Genomic DNA, 18,003 nt, shown 5'->3' with positions numbered 1-18,003 from the left:
CCAGTCATATTGACTTTGGTGGAAACTCCCTCTTATCATTAGTACGCTAACGAAAATGGATTTGTGCATGGCCTACTCACAACCAAGCTTGCTGTCGGATGCGCTGTGTCTTCGTAAGCAGGCTGGGGTTCGTGTAATCGCGGGTGGCACAGATTTTTTTCCGGCGCTACGACCGGGTGAGCAGACGGAGAATGTGTTAGACATAACCAGAGTCGGTGGCCTGTCTGACATCACGCAAACGGAAGACGCCACAAGGTTTGGTGCGGCTGCTACTTGGTCCAATGTTGTGAGAGCGGATTTGCCCGTAGCGTTTGACGCCTTGAAACAGGCAGCGCGTGAGGTCGGAAGCCTGCAAATCCAGAACGCGGGCACGATTGCCGGGAACATTTGCAACGCGTCACCGGCGGCAGATGGTGTTCCGCCTCTGCTGGCCTTGAACGCTGAGGTTGAGCTTGCCAGCGCAGCACGAGGGACACGTATTCTGCCATTGGGCGAATTTATTACAGGCGTGCGGCAAACGGTGCTCAAAGAAGATGAGCTGGTGACAGCCATCATTGTGCCAAAACAACATGTCCTCATGACATCCGCCTTTGAGAAGCTAGGCAGCCGCCGCTATTTGGTCATCTCGATTGCCATGACGGCGGTTAACATTCTGCTGGATGCGCAGGGCAAAATCGCAGATGCCCGCGTCGCCGTGGGGTCCTGTTCCGCTGTGGCGCAGCGGCTAACAGCGCTGGAAGCGCGTTTGATCGGGCAGGATCCCTATAAACTAAGGATTTCGCAGGACGACATCGCGAGTCTGACGCCCATTGATGACGTCCGAGGGACGGCATCGTACCGGTTCGAAGCGGTGCGTCATCAAGTTCAGCGCGCAATTCACAAGGCGGTTACGTCATGAACAAAGCGTTGTCAGATACCCCGGTTCCATTCCAACTGAACGGTCGAGAGGCGGCCCCACTCGTCGCACCTGGCCAACGATTGTCCGAGGTTTTGCGTGAAAGTTTGGGTCAGCGTGATGTCAAGATCGGCTGCGACGCAGGGGATTGCGGGGCGTGTACCGTACTGATCGATGGTGACCCAGTTTGCGCCTGCCTGACCCCGGCGCATCAGGTTGCAGGGCGCAAGGTCGAGACTGTGCAGGGGTTGAACGCCCAAGACCCCGTTGCCACGAGGTTAAAGCAGAGTTTTCTGGATCATGGTGCGGCGCAATGCGGTATATGTACACCGGGTATGATCGTGTCCGCTGTCGCGCTTTTGCGAGATGTGCCTGCGCCCACCGAGGCGCAGGTGCAAGACGCTTTGGGTGGCGTGCTGTGTCGCTGCACGGGCTACCGCAAAATCATCGACGCTGTCATGGGCGCGCCTGCCATGGCAACCGAAATAGCAGGCCAGGTGGGTGACGCGATCCAACACTTGGATGGGATCGAAAAGGTCTCAGCTGTCGTGAAATATGGGGACGACGTGGCGCCGGCCGGGTGCCTTGAGGTTATGGTAATCCGCTCGCCCTTTGCGCGGGCAACCTTCGAAATCGGTGATCTTGAGGGGTTTGCGCAGGCGGCTGGGCTGGACGCGGTCCTGACGGTGGCGGATGTTCCGGGCCAGAATTGTTTTGGTGTGATCCCGGGATTCGAGGATCAGCCCGTTTTTGCCGAGAGAGAAACTCGGTTCCGGGGTGAGGCGGTCGCTGCCCTGGTCGGCTCGCGGGATGCTCTGCGCGCGATTGATCCTGACGTATTGCCGATCGTTTGGACTGAGTTGCCTGCAACTCAGGACATGGGCGCAGCTCAGGGTGTCTCTGCGGCACAGTTGCATGACGGGCGGAATAACAACGTGATGTGCACCGGGTTTGTGACCTGCGGCGACCCTGAGGCGGCGCTGGAGCGTGCCTATGTGACTATGGAAGGCCGATTTCAAAGCGGCTTTGTGGAACATGCCTATATAGAGCCAGAAGCGGGGTTTGCAGAACTCGTAGACGGTCGTCTTGAGGTGCATGCCTGCACGCAGGCCCCGGTGATGGATCTTGACGGGCTTTCGCTTGTTCTGGGGTTGGATCGCGCCAAAATCCGGGTGGTTCCTACTGCTGTTGGCGGCGGATTTGGTGCCAAGTTGGATATGAGCGTTCAGCCTTATCTGGCGCTTGCGGCGATTAATACAGGCAAGCCGGTACGGCTTTGTTATTCACGCACGGAATCCATGCAAAGCTCGACCAAGCGGCACCCGTGCGACATCACACTCAGGATCGGAGCTGATGAAGATGGCAAGCTGTGCGGCTTTGACTTTCGCGGCAGCTTCGACACTGGTGCTTATGCCAGTTGGGGGCCAACGGTGGCGAACCGGGTTCCGGTCCATGCCTCGGGTCCATATCGCGTTGCGGACTATGTAGCGCAGGCCAAGGGCGTTCACACCAACAACCCGCCATCCGGTGCGTTTCGTGGTTTTGGCGTGCCGCAATCGGCCATCGCGCAAGAAAGTCTTTTTGACGAACTGGCCGAGAAATTGGGAATGGACGCGCTGGAATTCCGCATAGCAAACGCATTGGACAATGATGTGCCGACCGTGTGCGAGCAGGTTTTTGATCAGGGCGTCGGGATCAAGTCTTGTCTTGAGGCGTTGCGGCCTGCCTGGGATTTAGAACGTGCAGAGGCCGAGGGCTTCAACGCCCGCAACGAAAAGCTGAAACGCGGCGTCGGCATCGCAAGCGGCTGGTACGGGTGCGGCAACACATCTTTACCAAACCCGTCTACCATCAAATGTGGTATTCGCGCCGATGGCACAGTGGTCTTGCATCAGGGTGCGATGGATATTGGTCAGGGGGCCAACACCGTCATCACGCAGATATTTGCAACCGCGCTTGGGGTCGAAGCAGGTCAGATCACGCGCGTTGGCGCGGATACGGATGTAACACCGGACGCGGGCAAAACCTCGGCCTCGCGCCAGACTTTTGTCTCGGGTAATGCGGCGCGGCTTTCGGGCAAAGCGTTGCGGGCTGCGATCTTGGAGCGTTTGAATGTGGCAGAGGATGCGGTTCTGGACTTCAAAGCCGGAGAGATCCATGCAACCGATGCCGCAGGATCTCATGTTCTTACCCTGTCTGCGCTTGCAGCCGATGAGGACGGTTTTGTTCTGCGCGCGGAAGAAAGCTATGATCCTCCGACAAAACCCCTGGACGAGAACGGACAAGGGCATCCTTACGCCCAATTCGGTTATGCCGCGCATTTGGCCGTGGTCGAGGTAGATATCGCGCTGGGCATTGTTCGACCTGTGAAATTTGTCGCGGCTCATGACGTCGGCCAGGCTATCAATCCGATGCTGGTGGAAGGGCAGATTCATGGTGGGATTGCTCAGGGGCTTGGCATGGCGCTGATGGAAGAATACATCCCCGGCCGGACTGAGAACCTGCATGACTATCTGATCCCGACCATTGGGGATATCCCTCCGATTGAAACGATCATCATCGAAGAGGCTGATGCGCATGGGCCTTTCGGGGCCAAGGGTCTGGGAGAGCACGTCTTGATCCCCACCGCGCCTGCGCTTTTGAACGCGATCAAACACGCGACAGGGGTGCGGTTGTACAAAGGCCCTGCGACCCCCTGCGTCGTTCATGAGGCCCTGAAGAAGAGCGTGACGCAATGACCAATGCTTCGAAGCCCGAAAAGATTCGCTGCGATGCCTGCCCAGTGATGTGCTACATCGCCGACGGCAAGTCCGGCGCTTGTGACCGCTATGCAAACCATGGTGGTGAACTGGTACGGTTGGATCCGCTGACCATCATCCAAAGCGGGCAGGAACTTGTACCGTTTATGGGAGAGGGCGCGTCCGCGGATTGGGATGGGGACATCTTTAAAGGAGAGCGTCAGTTTGTTACTGCCGTTGGCGCAGGAACAACCTATCCCGATTACAAGCCCGCCCCCTTCATCGCCAGTCAGAAGGTTGAAGGTGTCGATATGGTCACGGTCGTGACCGAGGGGATCTTTAGCTATTGCGGTGTGAAGGTAAAAATCGACACCGACCGCCATATTGGCCACGAACGCGATGTGGTGCGCGTGGATGGCGAGCCGATCGGCCATGTAATGACATCGGAATACGGGTCAAAGATGTTGTCTTTGGGTGGTGTCGAGCACCTGACGGGTGGCAGCAAGAAAGAAGGCCGTGTGACTTGTGACGCGCTGCTGCGGCTGTGCAACCGAGAACCAGTGACCATGATGATCGGCGAAGAGGATCACGCGACAGAAGTCGTGGTGCAGGCGGGTCAACCCCCGATCATAAATGGCGTTACCGAAAGCCTGATGCGCGTGGGCTGCGGCTCGGCCACCATTGGCATGTTCCCGAAACAGTGGATCGGCCATGTGGACGACGTTGTGGTGGTGGACGATCACATAACCGGCGTTCTCAGTGAGCACGAAACAGGCAAGCAGCTAGACGTGCCGGCGACCGGGATCAAGATCAAGGGGCGCCGCTCGACGCCGGGGCGGTATTTTCAGGTGGCAGAACCCGGAACAGGGTGGGGCGGCACGGATATTGAAGATCCTCTGGCGATCCTCGGCCCGTTCAATCCCAAAACAGCCTGGGAAGGGTTGCGGTTGTTCATGGTGTCGACCACCGGTGAGCAATTCTCATATTACGAGCTTGATGCTGATCTTGTTCCGCAACAGCGTGAGGTGCCCGCGAAACTTGCGTCCTCGGCGGCGTTGATCGCGGAGAACTGCGAACCATCGGTTTGCTCGGTCCTGTTCATGGGCGGGGCAGGGGGATCGCTGCGGGCGGGTGTCACGGAAAACCCAGTGCGTCTGACCAAATCGGTTAAGGAGGCGCTGACGCATGTGTCCTGCGGTGGGGCGGATGCCTATGTTTGGCCCGGCGGCGGTATCACTGTGATGGTGGATGTTCTGGACATGCCAACCAATTCTTTTGGCTACGTGCCAACGCCTGCTCTGGTCGCGCCCATCGAGTTCACCCTGCGCGTGAGCGACTATGCCGCTTTGGGCGGGCACGTCGACCATATGCGGCAGGTGAGTGACATAAACTCTGATCAGGCCCGTCATGTGCGGCAAAATCCCAAAGCGGGCAATCCAATGGACCTTGGCAACTACCGCTGGAAGGCAGACGCGGAATGAAACCGCACGCGCGCCTGTTGCCCGATGGCCAGCGCTTGCATTTGCAGCATGGCCCCAGCGATCTGATTGTATGGGCGGATGGCGCGCGGGATCACGCGTATCGGGCCGCAATGCGTCGGTTCGAAACCATTATTGCCGAGGTGGTCGAGGAGCTGCCTGACCTTCGTGCGATGTTGTCACCATTTACCAACCGCCCCAAAGGCGCGGTGGCACGCCGAATGCATGATGCGTGTCTGCCTTTGATGCATGTAGGCAATCTAACCCGGATGGCCGCCGTGGCGGGAAGCATAGCAGACGAGGTTCTTGCGGCCATGACCAAAAACGCGGATATCACCCGCGCTTATGTCAATAACGGTGGCGACATTGCCTTACATCTGACGCCGGGAACCTCGTTCAAAACAGCGATCAAGGCCCATGACGGTAGCGATTTGGGCCGGATCGAGGTCACAGGTGCGGATCGAATCGGCGGTATCGCGACGTCGGGCCGCCACGGGCGTAGCCTGTCGTTGGGTATTGCAGACAGCGTGACAGTTCTTGCTAACTCTGCCGCCGAGGCTGATGCCGCAGCAACACTTGTTGCCAATGCAGTGGATGTGCCAGGGCACCCTTCGGTCAGCCGTCGCGCAGCCAGCGGGGTTGACGAGAACAGCGATCTTGGGGGCTTGCCTGTGGTTGTCGGTTGTGGCGCTTTATCGGCCAGCGAGTGCCAGCAAGCATTGGCCTTCGGTGTCCGTCGCGCAACATCGTTAAAGACCCACGGTTGCCTTAGAACTGCGGCACTGTTCCTTCAAGGCCACGCCGTCACGACCGGCGCACATATTTTACCCATTCAACACGAGATCCAAAATGTCCCAACTTAACGTCCGAAAGACCGCCTATTCCGTTGAGGAGATTTTCCACGAAGGTGGCCCTGTGCCTGCAACACCCTTGCGCCGGGCGGCGGCGATCGCGATCATCGAGAACCCGTTTGCAGGGCGGTACGAGCCCGACATTCAGTGGTTCATGGAGGACCTCAAGCCGCTGGGATTGAAAATGGCAAAGCGTCTGGTCGAGATGCTGGGAGGCGCTGACAAAATCGAAGGTTATGGCAAAGGCGCAATGATTGGAGAGGCCGGTGAGTTGGAGCATGGTGCACTGTGGCACGCGCCCGGTGGATACGCGATGCGCGAGCTTCTGGACAACTCGAATGCGATTGTGCCCTCATCCAAAAAGGTCGCCGGTGTGGGTGGGCGGCTGGATGTGCCGATCACCCATATCAATGCTTTATACGTGCGCAGCCATTTTGACAGCATGGAAGTTGGCTTGAATGACGCACCCAAGGCGGGCGAGATGGCCGTTATTCTTGTCATGAGCACTGGGCCCCGCATCCACGACCGGGCTGGTGGCCTGGCTGCAAAAGACATCAAAGGAGAGGATGGGCTGAGATGAATGCCAAGATCCGCAAAATTGCCGTGAACATCGAAGAAACCCATACCGAAATCGGGCGCAAGATCGACCCGGCCACGCGCAAAGCAGTTGCAGTGGCCGTGATCGAGAACCCGTTTGCAGGTGCTTATCAGGAAGACCTGAGTGCGCTGATGGAGATAGGCGCGGAATTGGGTGCGTTGTTGGGTCGCAAATGCGTCGAAGCCCTTGGTATCGCGCCCGAGCAAGCTGAAAGCTATGGTAAGTCGGCCATGGTGGGGGAGAATGGCGAATTGGAACACGCCGCTGCAATTCTGCATCCCAAACTGGGCGCACCACTGCGCAAAGAAGTAGAGAAAGGAGCGGCCTTGGTGCCGTCCTCGAAAAAGATGGGCTCTCCGGGTCAGGTGCTGGATGTGCCACTTGGGCACAAGGATGCGGCCTATGTGCGCAGCCATTTCGACGGGATTGAAGTGCGCCTGAATGATGCGCCGCGCGCAAACGAGATTATGGTAGCTGTGGCAGTGACTGACAGCGGGCGGCCGCTACCGCGAGTTGGTGGCTTGACCCATGACGACGCAGAAGGCAAAGACGGGCTTCGTTAGGAGCACTTATGTCAGACAGCGTCGATCCCTACCGTCTTGAAGATCAGGTCGGATACCTATTGCGGTTGGCCAGCCAACGCCATTCGATCATCTTTCAGAACCGCATCTCCAGAGATTTGACGCCCACTCAGTTTTCCACGCTGATCCGCGTGGCCGAGAAGAAAGAGGTTTCGCAAAATCAGCTGGGCCGACTTGCGGCAATGGATATCGCGACGATCAAAGGGGTGGTCGACCGGCTGAAGGCCAAGGGTCTGTTGCAAGCGACTGCCGATCCCGGAGACAAAAGACGCTCGATCATTTCATTGACCGATGCGGGTGCGCAATTGATAGACCAGCTTTATGCAGATGGGTTAGGGATCTCACAGGAAACGCTGGCGCCGCTCAAGAAATCTGAACAAAAAACGCTTTTGACATTGCTCAGAAAGATCACCTGACCTTCCGTCGTGCTTAGAGGATGCGTTCCGGCAGGCGTTGCGCTGGAGGTGTGTTGCGTGAACGCTCCGAGCGGATCACACCGTCGATGATCGTCATGCCGACACCGGGCAGGTTCCCTTGCGCAACGCTTTCCAGCATTGTTTTCCCCGGTGCGTGCTGGGCCTGGTCCATAAGGACAAAATCGGCGCACAGGCCTTTTTCGATCAGGCCCACATTCAGATCCCGCTGTCGTGCGGTATTGCCGTTTCCAAAGCAAAAGGCGATCTCGGCCGGGACATTTCCAAAGGCTGACAGCATCGCGATCATGCGCAGGATGCCAAGGGGCTGTACACCTGACCCTGCTGGCCCGTCAGTGCCCAGGATCACCTGATCCAGCTTGCCAAGTTCACGCGCTGTGTTCACGGTCAGCACAGCAGCGCGTTCATTACCGTTATGCACGATTTCAAAGGCTTGCTTGGTGCAGGTTTCACACAGGCAGATGATTTGGTCATCGGGCAGCGCCGAGTGACCGCCATTGATGTGGCCGATCACATCCGTACCCGTTTCGATCACCATATCTGCGTCAATGAGACCGGACCCGGGGATGGACGGCCCCCCGGTATGGATTGTTGACTGAATACCGTATTTGCGGGCCCATTCGACCATCTGGTTCGCGGTTTTGCCATCTTTGACCGACCCCAGGCCAACTTCGCCCAGGTATTTCACGCCAGCATTCGCCAGCTCTGCAAAATCCTCTTCGACCATACCATGTTCGATCACTGGGGCACCTGCGTGAACCTTGACGCCTGAGGGGCGAAAATTCTCGTACCAACGCTGTGCTGCAATCGACATCGCTTTGAGGCCGATCACATCTTTGGGTCGGCCGGGCATGTGGACCTCTCCGGCCGAGATCATCGTGGTCACGCCCCCATTCAAGGTGGAGTCAATCCAGTGGAGTTGCTGTTGTCGCGGGGTGTAATCGCCGACAACCGGATGCACATGACTGTCGATCAAACCGGGGGCCAGCGTCACTCCATGCGCGTCAACAACACAGGTCGGGTCGTCTGTATCAAGGTCCTTTTCATAACCCCACGCATCGATCTTGCCGTCGATCGCAATCAAACAATCGCCGTCAAAGATTGGGTCTTCCATCTTGCCGGACAGGATCATACCGATGTTCTTGATGACCAGTTTTTCCATAGGACCCTCCCGATATTCATTAGTATACGAATATAGTATGCAAGCGCGCGTCAAGAAAATTCTGGCGCGAGCCTCAAACATCGCAAAGCAATTGGCAGAGCGGTGTATCGAAACTCAGTCATTAGCGTGCGAGGGATAAGACACCCGGCCTAAGGTACATCTGAAAATTGAACGGGGGCCGTGTGTTGTCCTTTGACAGCCATCATCTCTTACCTAGTGCGTTAAAGGTCGAATCTGTAGGTCAAAGCAACAGGTGCTGCTTCGAAAACATAAGGGCGGTGGTCGTTGGAGTTCAGTGCGACGGTAAGAACATAGTCGCCGGGCGCAAGAGCACCGACCTCAAAGCGCTCTTCATAAAGGCGGCCCAACTTAAAACCGTTCAGATAGATATGCGCGTGCCCCTGACCATCGACATGTGGTGCGCTATCCTCAATGAGGACAAACTCGAAATTCTCAACACTGATTTCAACGGCGAACCCGTCTGTGCTGACATCTGGATCTTGCGCCAGCTCGATGGTTGGACTGGGTGAAACAGCGATCCCGTTGGACATACTGTGATCCATTCCTCGCGCGCCACCGGTCGCTTCGGGGTGCAAGATGCGGGCGACAACTTCGGTGCCGTCATCAAATTTCAGCGCAAGCGCATGGTACGTGCCTTCGGGGAACGCGCCCTCCGGGACTTGCAACATGACATGAGCGCCATCCATTGCCAGTTGCGCCGTATCACTTCCGGGCACTACAAGTGGTCCGTCACGTCCGGGATTCATTATGGATGTTTGGCCTCCGGAAGGCGACGTGACAGTTAGAAGAGTGCGAGGTTCACCATCGTTTTGCAGGTTCAGCGTAACCATGAACATCGATCCCGAGGCTCCCATCGGGATGGCCCGTCCGTCGCTGACCTTCATTGTGGTTTGCGGCGTACCAGTGAACATGTAAACGAGACCCAACGCAGCCGCGATGCCTGCCACGGCGAACCAGCGTTTTCTCATTTAATCTGCCTCCCCGAACGAAGTTGTGTGTATGCTAACAAAATGGCGCCGATTTTGAAGCCCCTTCTCGCCGCGTTTCTCATTGCAGTATCGAGCGTGGAACCGGCTTTTGCCCATGCGGCTGATCAGGGCTTTGTTCTTTTGTTGCCTACTACCGCCTACATTATCGGCGGAACATTGACCGTAGCAATTACGATCCTGCTTCTTGTTTGCCTCAGGCCCGGCCAGCTTGCAACTGTGCTCAGGCCTATTGTTCTGAATCGAGGGCGAGGAAACAGCACATGGCACCATTGGGGTCAGATTGCCGCGTCCCTCTGCCTGGCAGGGTTGATCCTGATTGGCTTGCGAGGGCCGACGGATCCACAAGCGAACCTGATGCCGCTAATGCTGTGGACAGTATGGTGGATGCTGTTGTTTGTTGTGCAGGCGCTGGTTTTTGATGTCTGGAAATGGGTCAATCCCTGGCCGGGTTTGCATCGCCTTCTGGCCCCGGATCACAAAGCGCTTTTTAGGCTGCCCAAAGAGGTTTCGATCTGGCCGGCGGTTATTCTGGTGGCGGCGTTTCAAGGATTTGTTCTGGCCGATGCGGCACCAAATGACCCCGGTCGACTTGCGCGTGTCGCGTTCGGGTATTGGATGTTCACCTTGGCGGGAATGACCCTGTTTGGGCGCAGACCTTGGCTGGAGCAAGTCGAGTGCTTTTCGGTTTTGTTCAACTTGATCGGCACTATGAGGATCGCGCGCGCCGGTGCGTTTGGTCTGCCGGGGTGGCAGGTGTTTCATGGCAGTAGGTTCGATCTGAGCCATGCAGCTTTGGTTCTTGTAACCTTGGCAGCAGGCAGCTTTGACGGCCTGTACGAGACCTTTTGGTGGTTGGCGCAGATTGGGGTCAACCCGTTGGAATACCCGGGCCGGACGGCATTGATCTGGCCGACAACGGTGGGCCTTTATGGCAGCGTCCTGCTGCTGAGTTGCGTGTTTGGGTTTGCCGTGTTTTCAGGAACCGTACTGGTGCGCGAGAAAATACCCTTCAAAAACGCGTTCATTCACTTTTCCATCACTTTGCTGCCGATTGCGATTGGTTATCATTTTGCCCACTACTTCGTGACGTTCCTTGTGCAAATACAGGTTGTGATCGCAACATTGGCGGACCCTTTTGCGCTTGGCTGGAACCTGTTCGGGCTTGGCAGTCGTCGGGTCATGGTTGGGTTTTTGACGGTCCCCGGCACTGTGAAGGCCATTTGGCTTACTCAGGCCGGGGTCGTGGTGATGTCCCATGTGCTGGCGGTCATACTCAGCCACCGGACGGCTGAAACCTTTTGCCACACGCGCCGGGACATACTTGTGTTGCAATTGGGCCTGTCTATCCTGATGATTTGCTATACGATTTTCGGGTTGTGGCTACTAGCAAGTCCACGCGGCGCTTAAAAAAGTAGACAACTCGTTAGCATACATACAAACTGATCACAAAAGAGGCGAAGCACCGCCCTATAAACAACAGAGGAGATGAACGTCATGACAAAGACCTCAAATATCAGTCGCCGCAAGACATTGCTGGGTCTGGGGGCCGGTGCAGGAGCTTTGGCGGCAGGCGGTGTGCTGCCCGGTTCGCTTGGTTTTGCACAAGCGCAAAGCTCGGCTCCGATCAAGATTGGGTTCCAGAAGCACGCGACCGGCATCGGTGCGGCATATGGACGATGGTATGACGTTGCGACGAACGCCGCTGCTGCGCGCATCAACGAGATGGGTGGTATCAATGGGCGTCCTGTCGAGATCATCACCGAAGACGACGCGACCGACCCCGGTCGCGGTGCCGAAGTGTTAGAAAAATTCACCAACCAGCACGAAGTTGACGTTGCCTTCGGCACCCTGTTCAGCCACGTCGTGATCGGGTCTGCACCCCGCGCGGGCGAGCTAAAGCTGCCCTATTTTGTTGTCTCCGAAGGTCACCACGTGGCCAGCGGCATGCTAAACCGGTATACGCTGCAACCCGGCATAACAGATGTAAAAAGCCAGGTCATCTCGATGGCGCCTTTTGTGGCTGACAATTTGGGTAAGAAGGTCACGATGATTTATCCTGACTTTGCTTTTGGCCACGATCACCGCGACTTTTTCTCGGAAGCGATCGAAGCGCAGGGTGGTGAGGTTGTTGCGAAGATTGCGATCCCACCCACCGAGACGACCTTCACGCGTTACTTCCCAAACATCCCTCGCGAGACCGAGGTGATTTACCACGTGATGGTAGGACCGGCCGTGCTGACCTTCGTCAAGGAAATGGGCGAGTTCTTTGGGCCCAGCCGACCCGAGATTTTTGGGTTTATCGACAGTCTTGAAGCGGTTGATATCCAAAGCCCGGGTTTGGAGTTCCTTGAAGGTACATATTTCTGGGAAGGTATGCCTCGTTACAAGCAGGCCAACGAATCCGAGGCGGCCTCGGCTTATCGTGCCGCCGTTGGTGTCAATGACAGTGGGGCAGCAATAGATGACCCTTCTAACGTCGCCACTTACGCCCATATGTTCGGGTGTTGGGAAACGCTGCATGTCATCAAAGCCGGTATGGAAGCGGCGGATTATCAGGGCCCTGCAGATCGCGCCAAACTGATCGAAGCGGTCGAGGCAATGAGCGACATGCCTGAATCCATCGAACACCCGCAGGGCGATAAAGTCTTCAACGGCAAGACACATCAGGCCTTTGGCAAACAGTTTATCTCAAAGGTCGGTGGCGGCCGGCTGGATGTAGTGCATACGGCGTCGATCGAGGACGGGTTGTATGAGGATGAGGTGGATTACACCACGCGATCCTTCTGATCCCATCAACAGGCAAAAGCGAGGCAGGGTATGGACTTCGGCCCTCACCTGATGCTCGCCTCCATCGAGGGGGCGGTCATCTCGGCTATTCTTGTGCTGACGGCGATGGGGCTCAGCATCGTGTTTGGCGTCATGCGCGTTGTAAATGTCGCCCATGGCGAATTCTTCATGTTGGGTGCGGTTTTCGCCTGGGCAGTCAGCACGATGATCGGTGGACATGCGGCTTTTGGCTTCGTGGCTGCTTTGCTTATCGTGCCGGTACTGGTCGGATGTATTGCATCGGGGGTGGATCAGTTGATCCTCAAACGGATCGACTATGACGTGGATCGGACCATCGTGGCCACGATTGGCATTTTGTACATCGTGCAACAATCGACGCTGATGCTGTACGGTCCAGAGGCGCGGCCGGTTGAGCCGCCCTTCAATACCCGCCTGGCGCTTCCGTGGTTCGAATTTGGTGCGGACGGGTTCCAGATGATCTGGCCCTGGGGGCTGAGCGTTACGACATACAAGTTGTTCGTGATATTTGCCGCAATTTCGGTGCTGGGGGTGCTTTGGTTCGTACTGACGCGCACCAAGATCGGATTGATCATGCGCGCAACCCAGCAGGATCGCGAAATGGCGCAGGCCTTTGGAGTGCCTGTCAATCGCGTTTACTCCTGGGTCTTTGGATTGGGAGCAGGGCTTGCAGCGCTGGGCGCGGTGCTGGTCGTTCCAATCCAACAGGCCCACTATTTGATGGGCGGAGATCCGTTGTTGTTGGCGTTTATCGTGGTGATCATCGGCGGTCTTGGCAGTTTGCCCGGCACGGTGATTGCAGCTGTTCTGATCGGAATGAGTGACGGCATCATCTCGGTCTTTTTCTCGCCGACCCTAGCTAAAATAATCGCAACTTTCCTTGTGGCAATGGTGCTTGTATTCAGGCCGCAGGGCCTGATGAGGCGGGTGGCGGCCTGATGGTGGTGTCCAGATCAGCCGCTTTGCATTCTTGCGTTTTGCTTGCGCTTGTGGCGCTTTTCTTCGTGCTTCCCGCCTATCACGTGGGTGCATTCTCGCGGATCATGGTGCTGGCGATTTATGCCATCGGATACAACCTGCTTTTTGGCTATACCGGCCTGCTGAGCCTTGGCCACGCCATGTTTTTTGCCGCCGGAATGTACGGCTTTGGGCTGAGCATGAATTTTGGCGGTTTGACCGTTCTGCCTGCCTTTGCTGTCGGAGTTGCCGCCGCAGGGCTGTTGTCCGTCGCTGTTGGCTTTTTGGCGTTGCGCACCATTGGTGTGGCGTTCATGATCGTGACGCTGATGTTTGCTCAAACCTTCTATCTCGTGATCCTTTATTTTGGAGAATATACTCGCGGCGACGAGGGCTTTATCATCCAACAGGCGCAACGCAGCATCGCTGGAATTGACCTGACCACGGAAACGGCGCGCTATTTCACGGCATTTATCCTGTTCGCGATCTGTTTTCTCGCCATGGCGCGTTTGGTGCAAAGCCCTTTTGGCAAGCGCCTCGTCGCCATTCGGGAAAATGAGGAACGTGCCCGGATGCTGGGCTATGACGTGGGGCGGCTGAAGCTTGCCGCGCTGGTTGTATCGGGATTGTTCTCGGGCGTGGCAGGCGCTGCCTATGCGATGCTGTTTGGCTATGTCGGGGCCAGCTTTGCAGCGGTCCATTACTCGATCTTTCCGTTGCTTTGGGTCCTGCTTGGTGGCGCCGGAACTACGGTCGGCCCTCTTATCGGGGTGATCTTCATGTTCTACCTGATCGATGTCTCCAGCAGCTTTACCAATGCCTATATGCTGGTTGCCGGCATTGCTTTGGTTCTTCTTACCCTGTTCGCCCCGCAAGGCATTGCGGGCACATTGCGCAAGAGAGCTGTGTCATGGCTGCCGTAAGTATCCTCGAAACCAAAGGTCTGACAAAGATTTATGGCGGGCTTCAGGCCAACACCGACATAGATTTTTCCCTGCGGCGGAATGCGATAACTGCGTTGATCGGTCCCAACGGGGCTGGCAAATCGACCTTCGTTGGTATGGTCAGCGGGCGCACGAAACCGACCAATGGCAGCGTTTTTTTTGAGGGCCAGGACATCAGCCGTTTGCCTGCACATAAACGTATACAACTGGGCATGGCTTACACGTTTCAGATTACATCGATCTTTCCCGGGCTGACGGTCGAAGACAACGTCGCCCTAGCGGCAGGCCGGAAGCTGGCGCACGACAAGACGGCCCATGCTCAAAAGACCGCCGCCGTTCTGGACAAGATTGGATTGGGGGACCGGGCTGATCAGGTTGCCTCGGATCTCAGCTATGGCCATCAACGGGTGCTGGAAATTGCTATGGGTCTGGCGCAAGACCCAAAGCTGTTCATCCTTGACGAACCGACACAGGGTTTGGCCGAAGGCGAAGTGGATGCATTTGTGACGCTGATGCGGACAATGGCCAAAGAGACAACAATCCTACTGATCGAACACAATATGCGTGTAGTCACCGAGACCGCCGACCATGTAGCTGTGCTGGATCAAGGTCGCCTTTTAGCCTCGGGAACTGTTGACGAAATCCACGCGAATGCGGCGGTGCAAGCCGCATATCTCGGGACAACTGCCAATGCTTGAGGTCACTGATATTCACACCGGCTATGGTCAGGTAAAAGTTCTTTTCGGTGTGTCTTTGTCGGTCAAGGCCGGGGAAATACACTGTCTCATGGGCCGCAACGGGGCCGGGAAAACGACTCTGCTCAAGGCCATTATGGGCCAACTACCCTTGAACCAAGGTGAAGTCACGCTGGATGGGGAACGTCTCAGTGGCTTGCCGGCGCACCTCGTGCCCAAACGCGGCATAGGCTACATCCCGCAGGGTCGGCGGCTTTTCCCTGAGCTGACTGTTTCAGAGAACATCGAAATGGGTCTGATGGCACGCGGCGAAGGCGCGAACACTCGAGACTGGGTTCTGGAACTTTTCCCTCGGCTGAAAGAGCGCCTGGACCAAGTCGCTACCACGCTTTCGGGGGGCGAACAGCAGATGCTGGCAACAGCCCGCGCGCTGTGCCTGCGCCCTAAAGTCCTGCTACTGGATGAACCGACCGAAGGTCTGCAACCTTCGATGATCGAACAGATCCGACAAGTGGTCGTCAAAATGAAGGCGCAAGGCTATGCCATCATTCTGGTAGAGCAGCGGATTGATGCGGTTATGTCGATAGCAGACCGTATCACGTTCATTGAAAACGGTCAGGATCGCGAAACCGTTGCACCTGCGAATGTCGCTCAGGATGGAACGATCCTCACCAAGTACCTTGGTGTTTGAATGATGGTGACCGCTAGTGCTTGATCCGTGCTTCACGCGGACAAAAGTGTTTGCTCAACTGTCATCGTCTCGTTCTGGAATGCCCCCCTTGGCAGGGTGGCGAATAGTCCAGGTCCGTGCCGCGAATGGAGCGCCATTCCAAGTTGCCGTAAGGTTGGCATGAACAGTAGTAACGCCACGTGATGCGCTTGCAAGAAGGGACACGCGAACATCGGCAGTTCCGTCCGTGCGCTCAAACACCATCCGATGATCGACTTGGGTTCGCTGGTGTTCGTGCGAATCCAGCGACGTTGTGTGGGACATGCGCGTCTCATACCCAAATGTTGTCCCGATGTCTGGATAGAAAACCTGCATCATCGGCTGATGCCATCCAACCTCGTGACTGCCGGCTATTTGTTTATTCCAACGCACCAGATTGTTTGACGTAACAACCTTGTGCGAAGGCTTTTTGGGCAGCGGTTCAGGCGGCGGCAATTGCGCTGACAAGTCCATGGTGGCACCATTAAAAACAGGCAATTTCAGCGCGCCATCTTGTATTACAATATCTTGCGGTGGTGCGTGCAAATGTAAATGCGGCCACATGCCCGAAGACAAGGCAAGCCGCAGACGGTGCCCTTTTCGAACGCGATAAGCTGTCGTGTGCAGGCGCATCGAAAAATCCACCCGGCCCGGTTGATCGGGTTGCGATCGACTGTCCAGGTTTTCATCAAGGGCCAGATTGCGCACGCCATAACTGATCCGTGCCACCTCATCGTTTGCGTTGACGTCGCTTAGCCGGGCTGCGACAACCGCAGGATAGCCCTTTACGTCAGCTGAAAGGGTCAAGTCCGCTGCGCCGTACAGCACAAGATCTTCGGACAGCGGGGCTGTTTCAAAAACCAAAGACCGTGCGTCGTCGTCGGACTGGTCCAGAGGCAAACCACCTGCGCGTCCGAAATATCCCGTATCCCCGGACATCTGCCCAACGTTTCGCGAGTTTGGTAACACCCAAGGCGCGTGACCTGCAGACGACTCGAGGCTGGTTAAAGAGACTGTCTGAGGGTCAACATGCTCGATCGTCGGGCCGCTTTCGATCCAGTTGCCTTGCCGTTCAACCAGCGTATCGCCCGGCGTATCGAATTCGCGCAGCCAGACTCGCAACTGCGGCCAATCCGGTGTTTTCGGAGTGTCTGGTTTCAGCCAATGATCCCACCAATCCAGTGCCAAACGCTGAAACCCAATCGCCGGTCCCGGTGCGCCGTGATCGGGATAGTGGTGCCCCCAAGGGCCCACCACCCCCCACACCAGGTCAGGGCGCGCATCGACCATTGTCATGACAGAGTTTGAATACCGATCGCTCCAACCCCCTACGGATAGGATCGGTACGGAAAACGCATCTGTCTCGTGAATTACAGACCCATGTCGCCAGTATGCACCGCGTGCGTCCTCGCGTAGCCAGTTTTCCAAAGGAAAGGAGAGGTTTTCAACGCGCTCTTGCCACAAGGTTTTCCAGCCTGCCCCAACGTTTTGTGTCGGAGGTGAGGCCAGAATGGATGGCAAGGTTGCACCCCATTCGAACGTATCCGTTAAAACGCATCCACCCATATAGTGGATGTCGTCCTCGAACCGGTCATGTGTGGCGCAAACAGCGATTGTCGCCTTCAAAGCGTCTGGCGCATTTGCGCTGGCCTGCAGCGAGGCCGTGCCACCCCACGACGTACCAAACATCCCGACGCGGCCGTTGCACCAGGGCTGCGCGGCCAGCCAATCGATGACCTGTCGCGCGTCATCCAGTTCTTCTGGCGCGTACATATCCGACATATGTCCTTCGCTGTCGCCAGACCCACGCATGTCCACCCGAATGCATGCATACCCATGGGCAGCAAAAAAAGGGTGGTTCCGTTCATCGCGCGCGCGCACCATGTCTGTCTTGCGATAGGGGATGTATTCTAAGATGGCGGGGACAGGCCTTTGCGTCACAGGGCGCCACAACCGGGCGGCCAGTCGCACTCCATCCGGCATTCTGATCCACAGATGGTCCGTCTCTGTAACGTCAAAAGGATGTTCGGTTTGGTCCGCCATAGTGATCCGCCACATGCGTTTTGTGTTCGAGCCAGTTCTGCAAATCCCAAGAATATTTGCAATACAGTACATTCATTCATTTTAAAATAGAATTTGACTTTAA

16 protein-coding genes are annotated in these 18,003 nt (G+C 56.6%); 13 read left to right on the top strand and 3 right to left on the bottom strand.

Features of this window, described 5'->3' with window-relative positions; genetic code table 11:
* The first annotated feature begins 67 nt into the window (after window positions 1–67).
* From GOV91_RS16190 to GOV91_RS16160, 7 genes are read left to right on the top strand one after another with little or no spacing between them, the layout of a single operon-like run.
* On the top strand, window positions 68–898 hold the full coding sequence (locus GOV91_RS16190) for a xanthine dehydrogenase family protein subunit M (protein WP_171236270.1): 831 nt from the start codon (window positions 68–70) through the stop codon (window positions 896–898).
* Window positions 895–3,633 carry a molybdopterin cofactor-binding domain-containing protein gene (locus GOV91_RS16185; protein WP_171236269.1) on the top strand — a complete coding sequence of 913 codons (2,739 nt, stop codon included), beginning with the start codon at window positions 895–897 and terminating at the stop codon, window positions 3,631–3,633. The genes GOV91_RS16190 and GOV91_RS16185 overlap by 4 nt, the downstream gene beginning before the upstream one ends.
* Window positions 3,630–5,114: a 6-hydroxynicotinate reductase gene (locus tag GOV91_RS16180; protein WP_171236268.1), complete on the top strand. Its 1,485-nt coding sequence runs from the start codon at window positions 3,630–3,632 to the stop codon at window positions 5,112–5,114. Before GOV91_RS16185 ends, GOV91_RS16180 begins: the two co-directional genes overlap by 4 nt.
* Entirely contained in the window at window positions 5,111–5,974 is an 864-nt protein-coding gene (locus GOV91_RS16175; protein ID WP_171236267.1) for a UPF0280 family protein, read from the top strand. The genes GOV91_RS16180 and GOV91_RS16175 overlap by 4 nt, the downstream gene beginning before the upstream one ends.
* A complete protein-coding gene (locus GOV91_RS16170; RefSeq protein WP_171236266.1) occupies window positions 5,961–6,542 on the top strand; it encodes an amino acid synthesis family protein in 582 nt (193 codons plus the stop codon). Before GOV91_RS16175 ends, GOV91_RS16170 begins: the two co-directional genes overlap by 14 nt.
* Entirely contained in the window at window positions 6,539–7,123 is a 585-nt protein-coding gene (locus GOV91_RS16165) for an amino acid synthesis family protein (protein WP_171176412.1), read from the top strand. The genes GOV91_RS16170 and GOV91_RS16165 overlap by 4 nt, the downstream gene beginning before the upstream one ends.
* A gap of 8 nt (window positions 7,124–7,131) precedes the next feature.
* Window positions 7,132–7,557, top strand: coding sequence for a MarR family winged helix-turn-helix transcriptional regulator (locus GOV91_RS16160; RefSeq protein ID WP_171176414.1), 426 nt, complete (start codon window positions 7,132–7,134; stop codon window positions 7,555–7,557).
* 13 nt (window positions 7,558–7,570) lie between these two features.
* Here GOV91_RS16160 and GOV91_RS16155 read toward each other — a convergent pair whose 3' ends face one another.
* On the bottom strand, window positions 7,571–8,737 hold the full coding sequence (locus GOV91_RS16155) for an amidohydrolase family protein (RefSeq protein ID WP_171236265.1): 1,167 nt from the start codon (window positions 8,735–8,737) through the stop codon (window positions 7,571–7,573).
* Window positions 8,738–8,958: 221 nt separating this feature from the next.
* Window positions 8,959–9,726: a copper chaperone PCu(A)C gene (locus tag GOV91_RS16150; RefSeq protein ID WP_171236264.1), complete on the bottom strand. Its 768-nt coding sequence runs from the start codon at window positions 9,724–9,726 to the stop codon at window positions 8,959–8,961.
* A 96-nt stretch (window positions 9,727–9,822) separates the two neighbouring features.
* Between GOV91_RS16150 and GOV91_RS16145 the strand changes: the two genes are divergently transcribed.
* The 6 genes from GOV91_RS16145 to GOV91_RS16120 all read left to right on the top strand — a co-directional run bounded on the left by GOV91_RS16145 (window position 9,823) and on the right by GOV91_RS16120 (window position 15,839).
* Complete coding sequence (locus GOV91_RS16145) at window positions 9,823–11,154, top strand: hypothetical protein (protein WP_171236263.1); 1,332 nt, start codon at window positions 9,823–9,825, stop codon at window positions 11,152–11,154.
* Window positions 11,155–11,241: 87 nt separating this feature from the next.
* Window positions 11,242–12,534 carry an ABC transporter substrate-binding protein gene (locus GOV91_RS16140; protein WP_171236262.1) on the top strand — a complete coding sequence of 431 codons (1,293 nt, stop codon included), beginning with the start codon at window positions 11,242–11,244 and terminating at the stop codon, window positions 12,532–12,534.
* A 30-nt stretch (window positions 12,535–12,564) separates the two neighbouring features.
* The gene (locus tag GOV91_RS16135) at window positions 12,565–13,491 is read left to right on the top strand and encodes a branched-chain amino acid ABC transporter permease (protein WP_171236261.1); all 927 of its coding nucleotides are present in this window, start codon (window positions 12,565–12,567) and stop codon (window positions 13,489–13,491) included.
* Window positions 13,491–14,432, top strand: a complete 942-nt coding sequence (locus tag GOV91_RS16130) for a branched-chain amino acid ABC transporter permease (RefSeq protein ID WP_171236260.1) — start codon at window positions 13,491–13,493, stop codon at window positions 14,430–14,432. The genes GOV91_RS16135 and GOV91_RS16130 overlap by 1 nt, the downstream gene beginning before the upstream one ends.
* Window positions 14,420–15,151, top strand: a complete 732-nt coding sequence (locus tag GOV91_RS16125; protein WP_171236259.1) for an ABC transporter ATP-binding protein — start codon at window positions 14,420–14,422, stop codon at window positions 15,149–15,151. The genes GOV91_RS16130 and GOV91_RS16125 overlap by 13 nt, the downstream gene beginning before the upstream one ends.
* Window positions 15,144–15,839, top strand: coding sequence for an ABC transporter ATP-binding protein (locus GOV91_RS16120; protein ID WP_171236258.1), 696 nt, complete (start codon window positions 15,144–15,146; stop codon window positions 15,837–15,839). Before GOV91_RS16125 ends, GOV91_RS16120 begins: the two co-directional genes overlap by 8 nt.
* 54 nt (window positions 15,840–15,893) lie before the next feature.
* On the opposite strand, the gene GOV91_RS16115 is transcribed toward GOV91_RS16120, so the two are convergent.
* On the bottom strand, window positions 15,894–17,900 hold the full coding sequence (locus tag GOV91_RS16115; RefSeq protein ID WP_171236257.1) for a CocE/NonD family hydrolase: 2,007 nt from the start codon (window positions 17,898–17,900) through the stop codon (window positions 15,894–15,896).
* Between the last annotated feature and the right edge of the window lie 103 nt (window positions 17,901–18,003).

This window comes from Ruegeria sp. HKCCA6837, from assembly GCF_013034475.1.
Taxonomy (GTDB): Bacteria; Pseudomonadota; Alphaproteobacteria; order Rhodobacterales; family Rhodobacteraceae; genus Ruegeria.
This window is presented reverse-complemented; position numbering and strand designations above follow the sequence as displayed.

What these genes read in the sequence shown, in the direction of transcription:
- GOV91_RS16190 (WP_171236270.1), top strand. Translation starts at nt 68, where the DNA reads ATGGCCTACTCACAACCAAGCTTGCTGTCGGATGCGCTGTGTCTTCGT.
- GOV91_RS16185 (WP_171236269.1), top strand. Translation starts at nt 895, where the DNA reads ATGAACAAAGCGTTGTCAGATACCCCGGTTCCATTCCAACTGAACGGT.
- GOV91_RS16180 (WP_171236268.1), top strand. Translation starts at nt 3,630, where the DNA reads ATGACCAATGCTTCGAAGCCCGAAAAGATTCGCTGCGATGCCTGCCCA.
- GOV91_RS16175 (WP_171236267.1), top strand. Translation starts at nt 5,111, where the DNA reads ATGAAACCGCACGCGCGCCTGTTGCCCGATGGCCAGCGCTTGCATTTG.
- GOV91_RS16170 (WP_171236266.1), top strand. Translation starts at nt 5,961, where the DNA reads ATGTCCCAACTTAACGTCCGAAAGACCGCCTATTCCGTTGAGGAGATT.
- GOV91_RS16165 (WP_171176412.1), top strand. Translation starts at nt 6,539, where the DNA reads ATGAATGCCAAGATCCGCAAAATTGCCGTGAACATCGAAGAAACCCAT.
- GOV91_RS16160 (WP_171176414.1), top strand. Translation starts at nt 7,132, where the DNA reads ATGTCAGACAGCGTCGATCCCTACCGTCTTGAAGATCAGGTCGGATAC.
- GOV91_RS16155 (WP_171236265.1), bottom strand. Translation starts at nt 8,737, where the DNA reads ATGGAAAAACTGGTCATCAAGAACATCGGTATGATCCTGTCCGGCAAG.
- GOV91_RS16150 (WP_171236264.1), bottom strand. Translation starts at nt 9,726, where the DNA reads ATGAGAAAACGCTGGTTCGCCGTGGCAGGCATCGCGGCTGCGTTGGGT.
- GOV91_RS16140 (WP_171236262.1), top strand. Translation starts at nt 11,242, where the DNA reads ATGACAAAGACCTCAAATATCAGTCGCCGCAAGACATTGCTGGGTCTG.
- GOV91_RS16135 (WP_171236261.1), top strand. Translation starts at nt 12,565, where the DNA reads ATGGACTTCGGCCCTCACCTGATGCTCGCCTCCATCGAGGGGGCGGTC.
- GOV91_RS16130 (WP_171236260.1), top strand. Translation starts at nt 13,491, where the DNA reads ATGGTGGTGTCCAGATCAGCCGCTTTGCATTCTTGCGTTTTGCTTGCG.
- GOV91_RS16125 (WP_171236259.1), top strand. Translation starts at nt 14,420, where the DNA reads ATGGCTGCCGTAAGTATCCTCGAAACCAAAGGTCTGACAAAGATTTAT.
- GOV91_RS16120 (WP_171236258.1), top strand. Translation starts at nt 15,144, where the DNA reads ATGCTTGAGGTCACTGATATTCACACCGGCTATGGTCAGGTAAAAGTT.
- GOV91_RS16115 (WP_171236257.1), bottom strand. Translation starts at nt 17,900, where the DNA reads ATGGCGGACCAAACCGAACATCCTTTTGACGTTACAGAGACGGACCAT.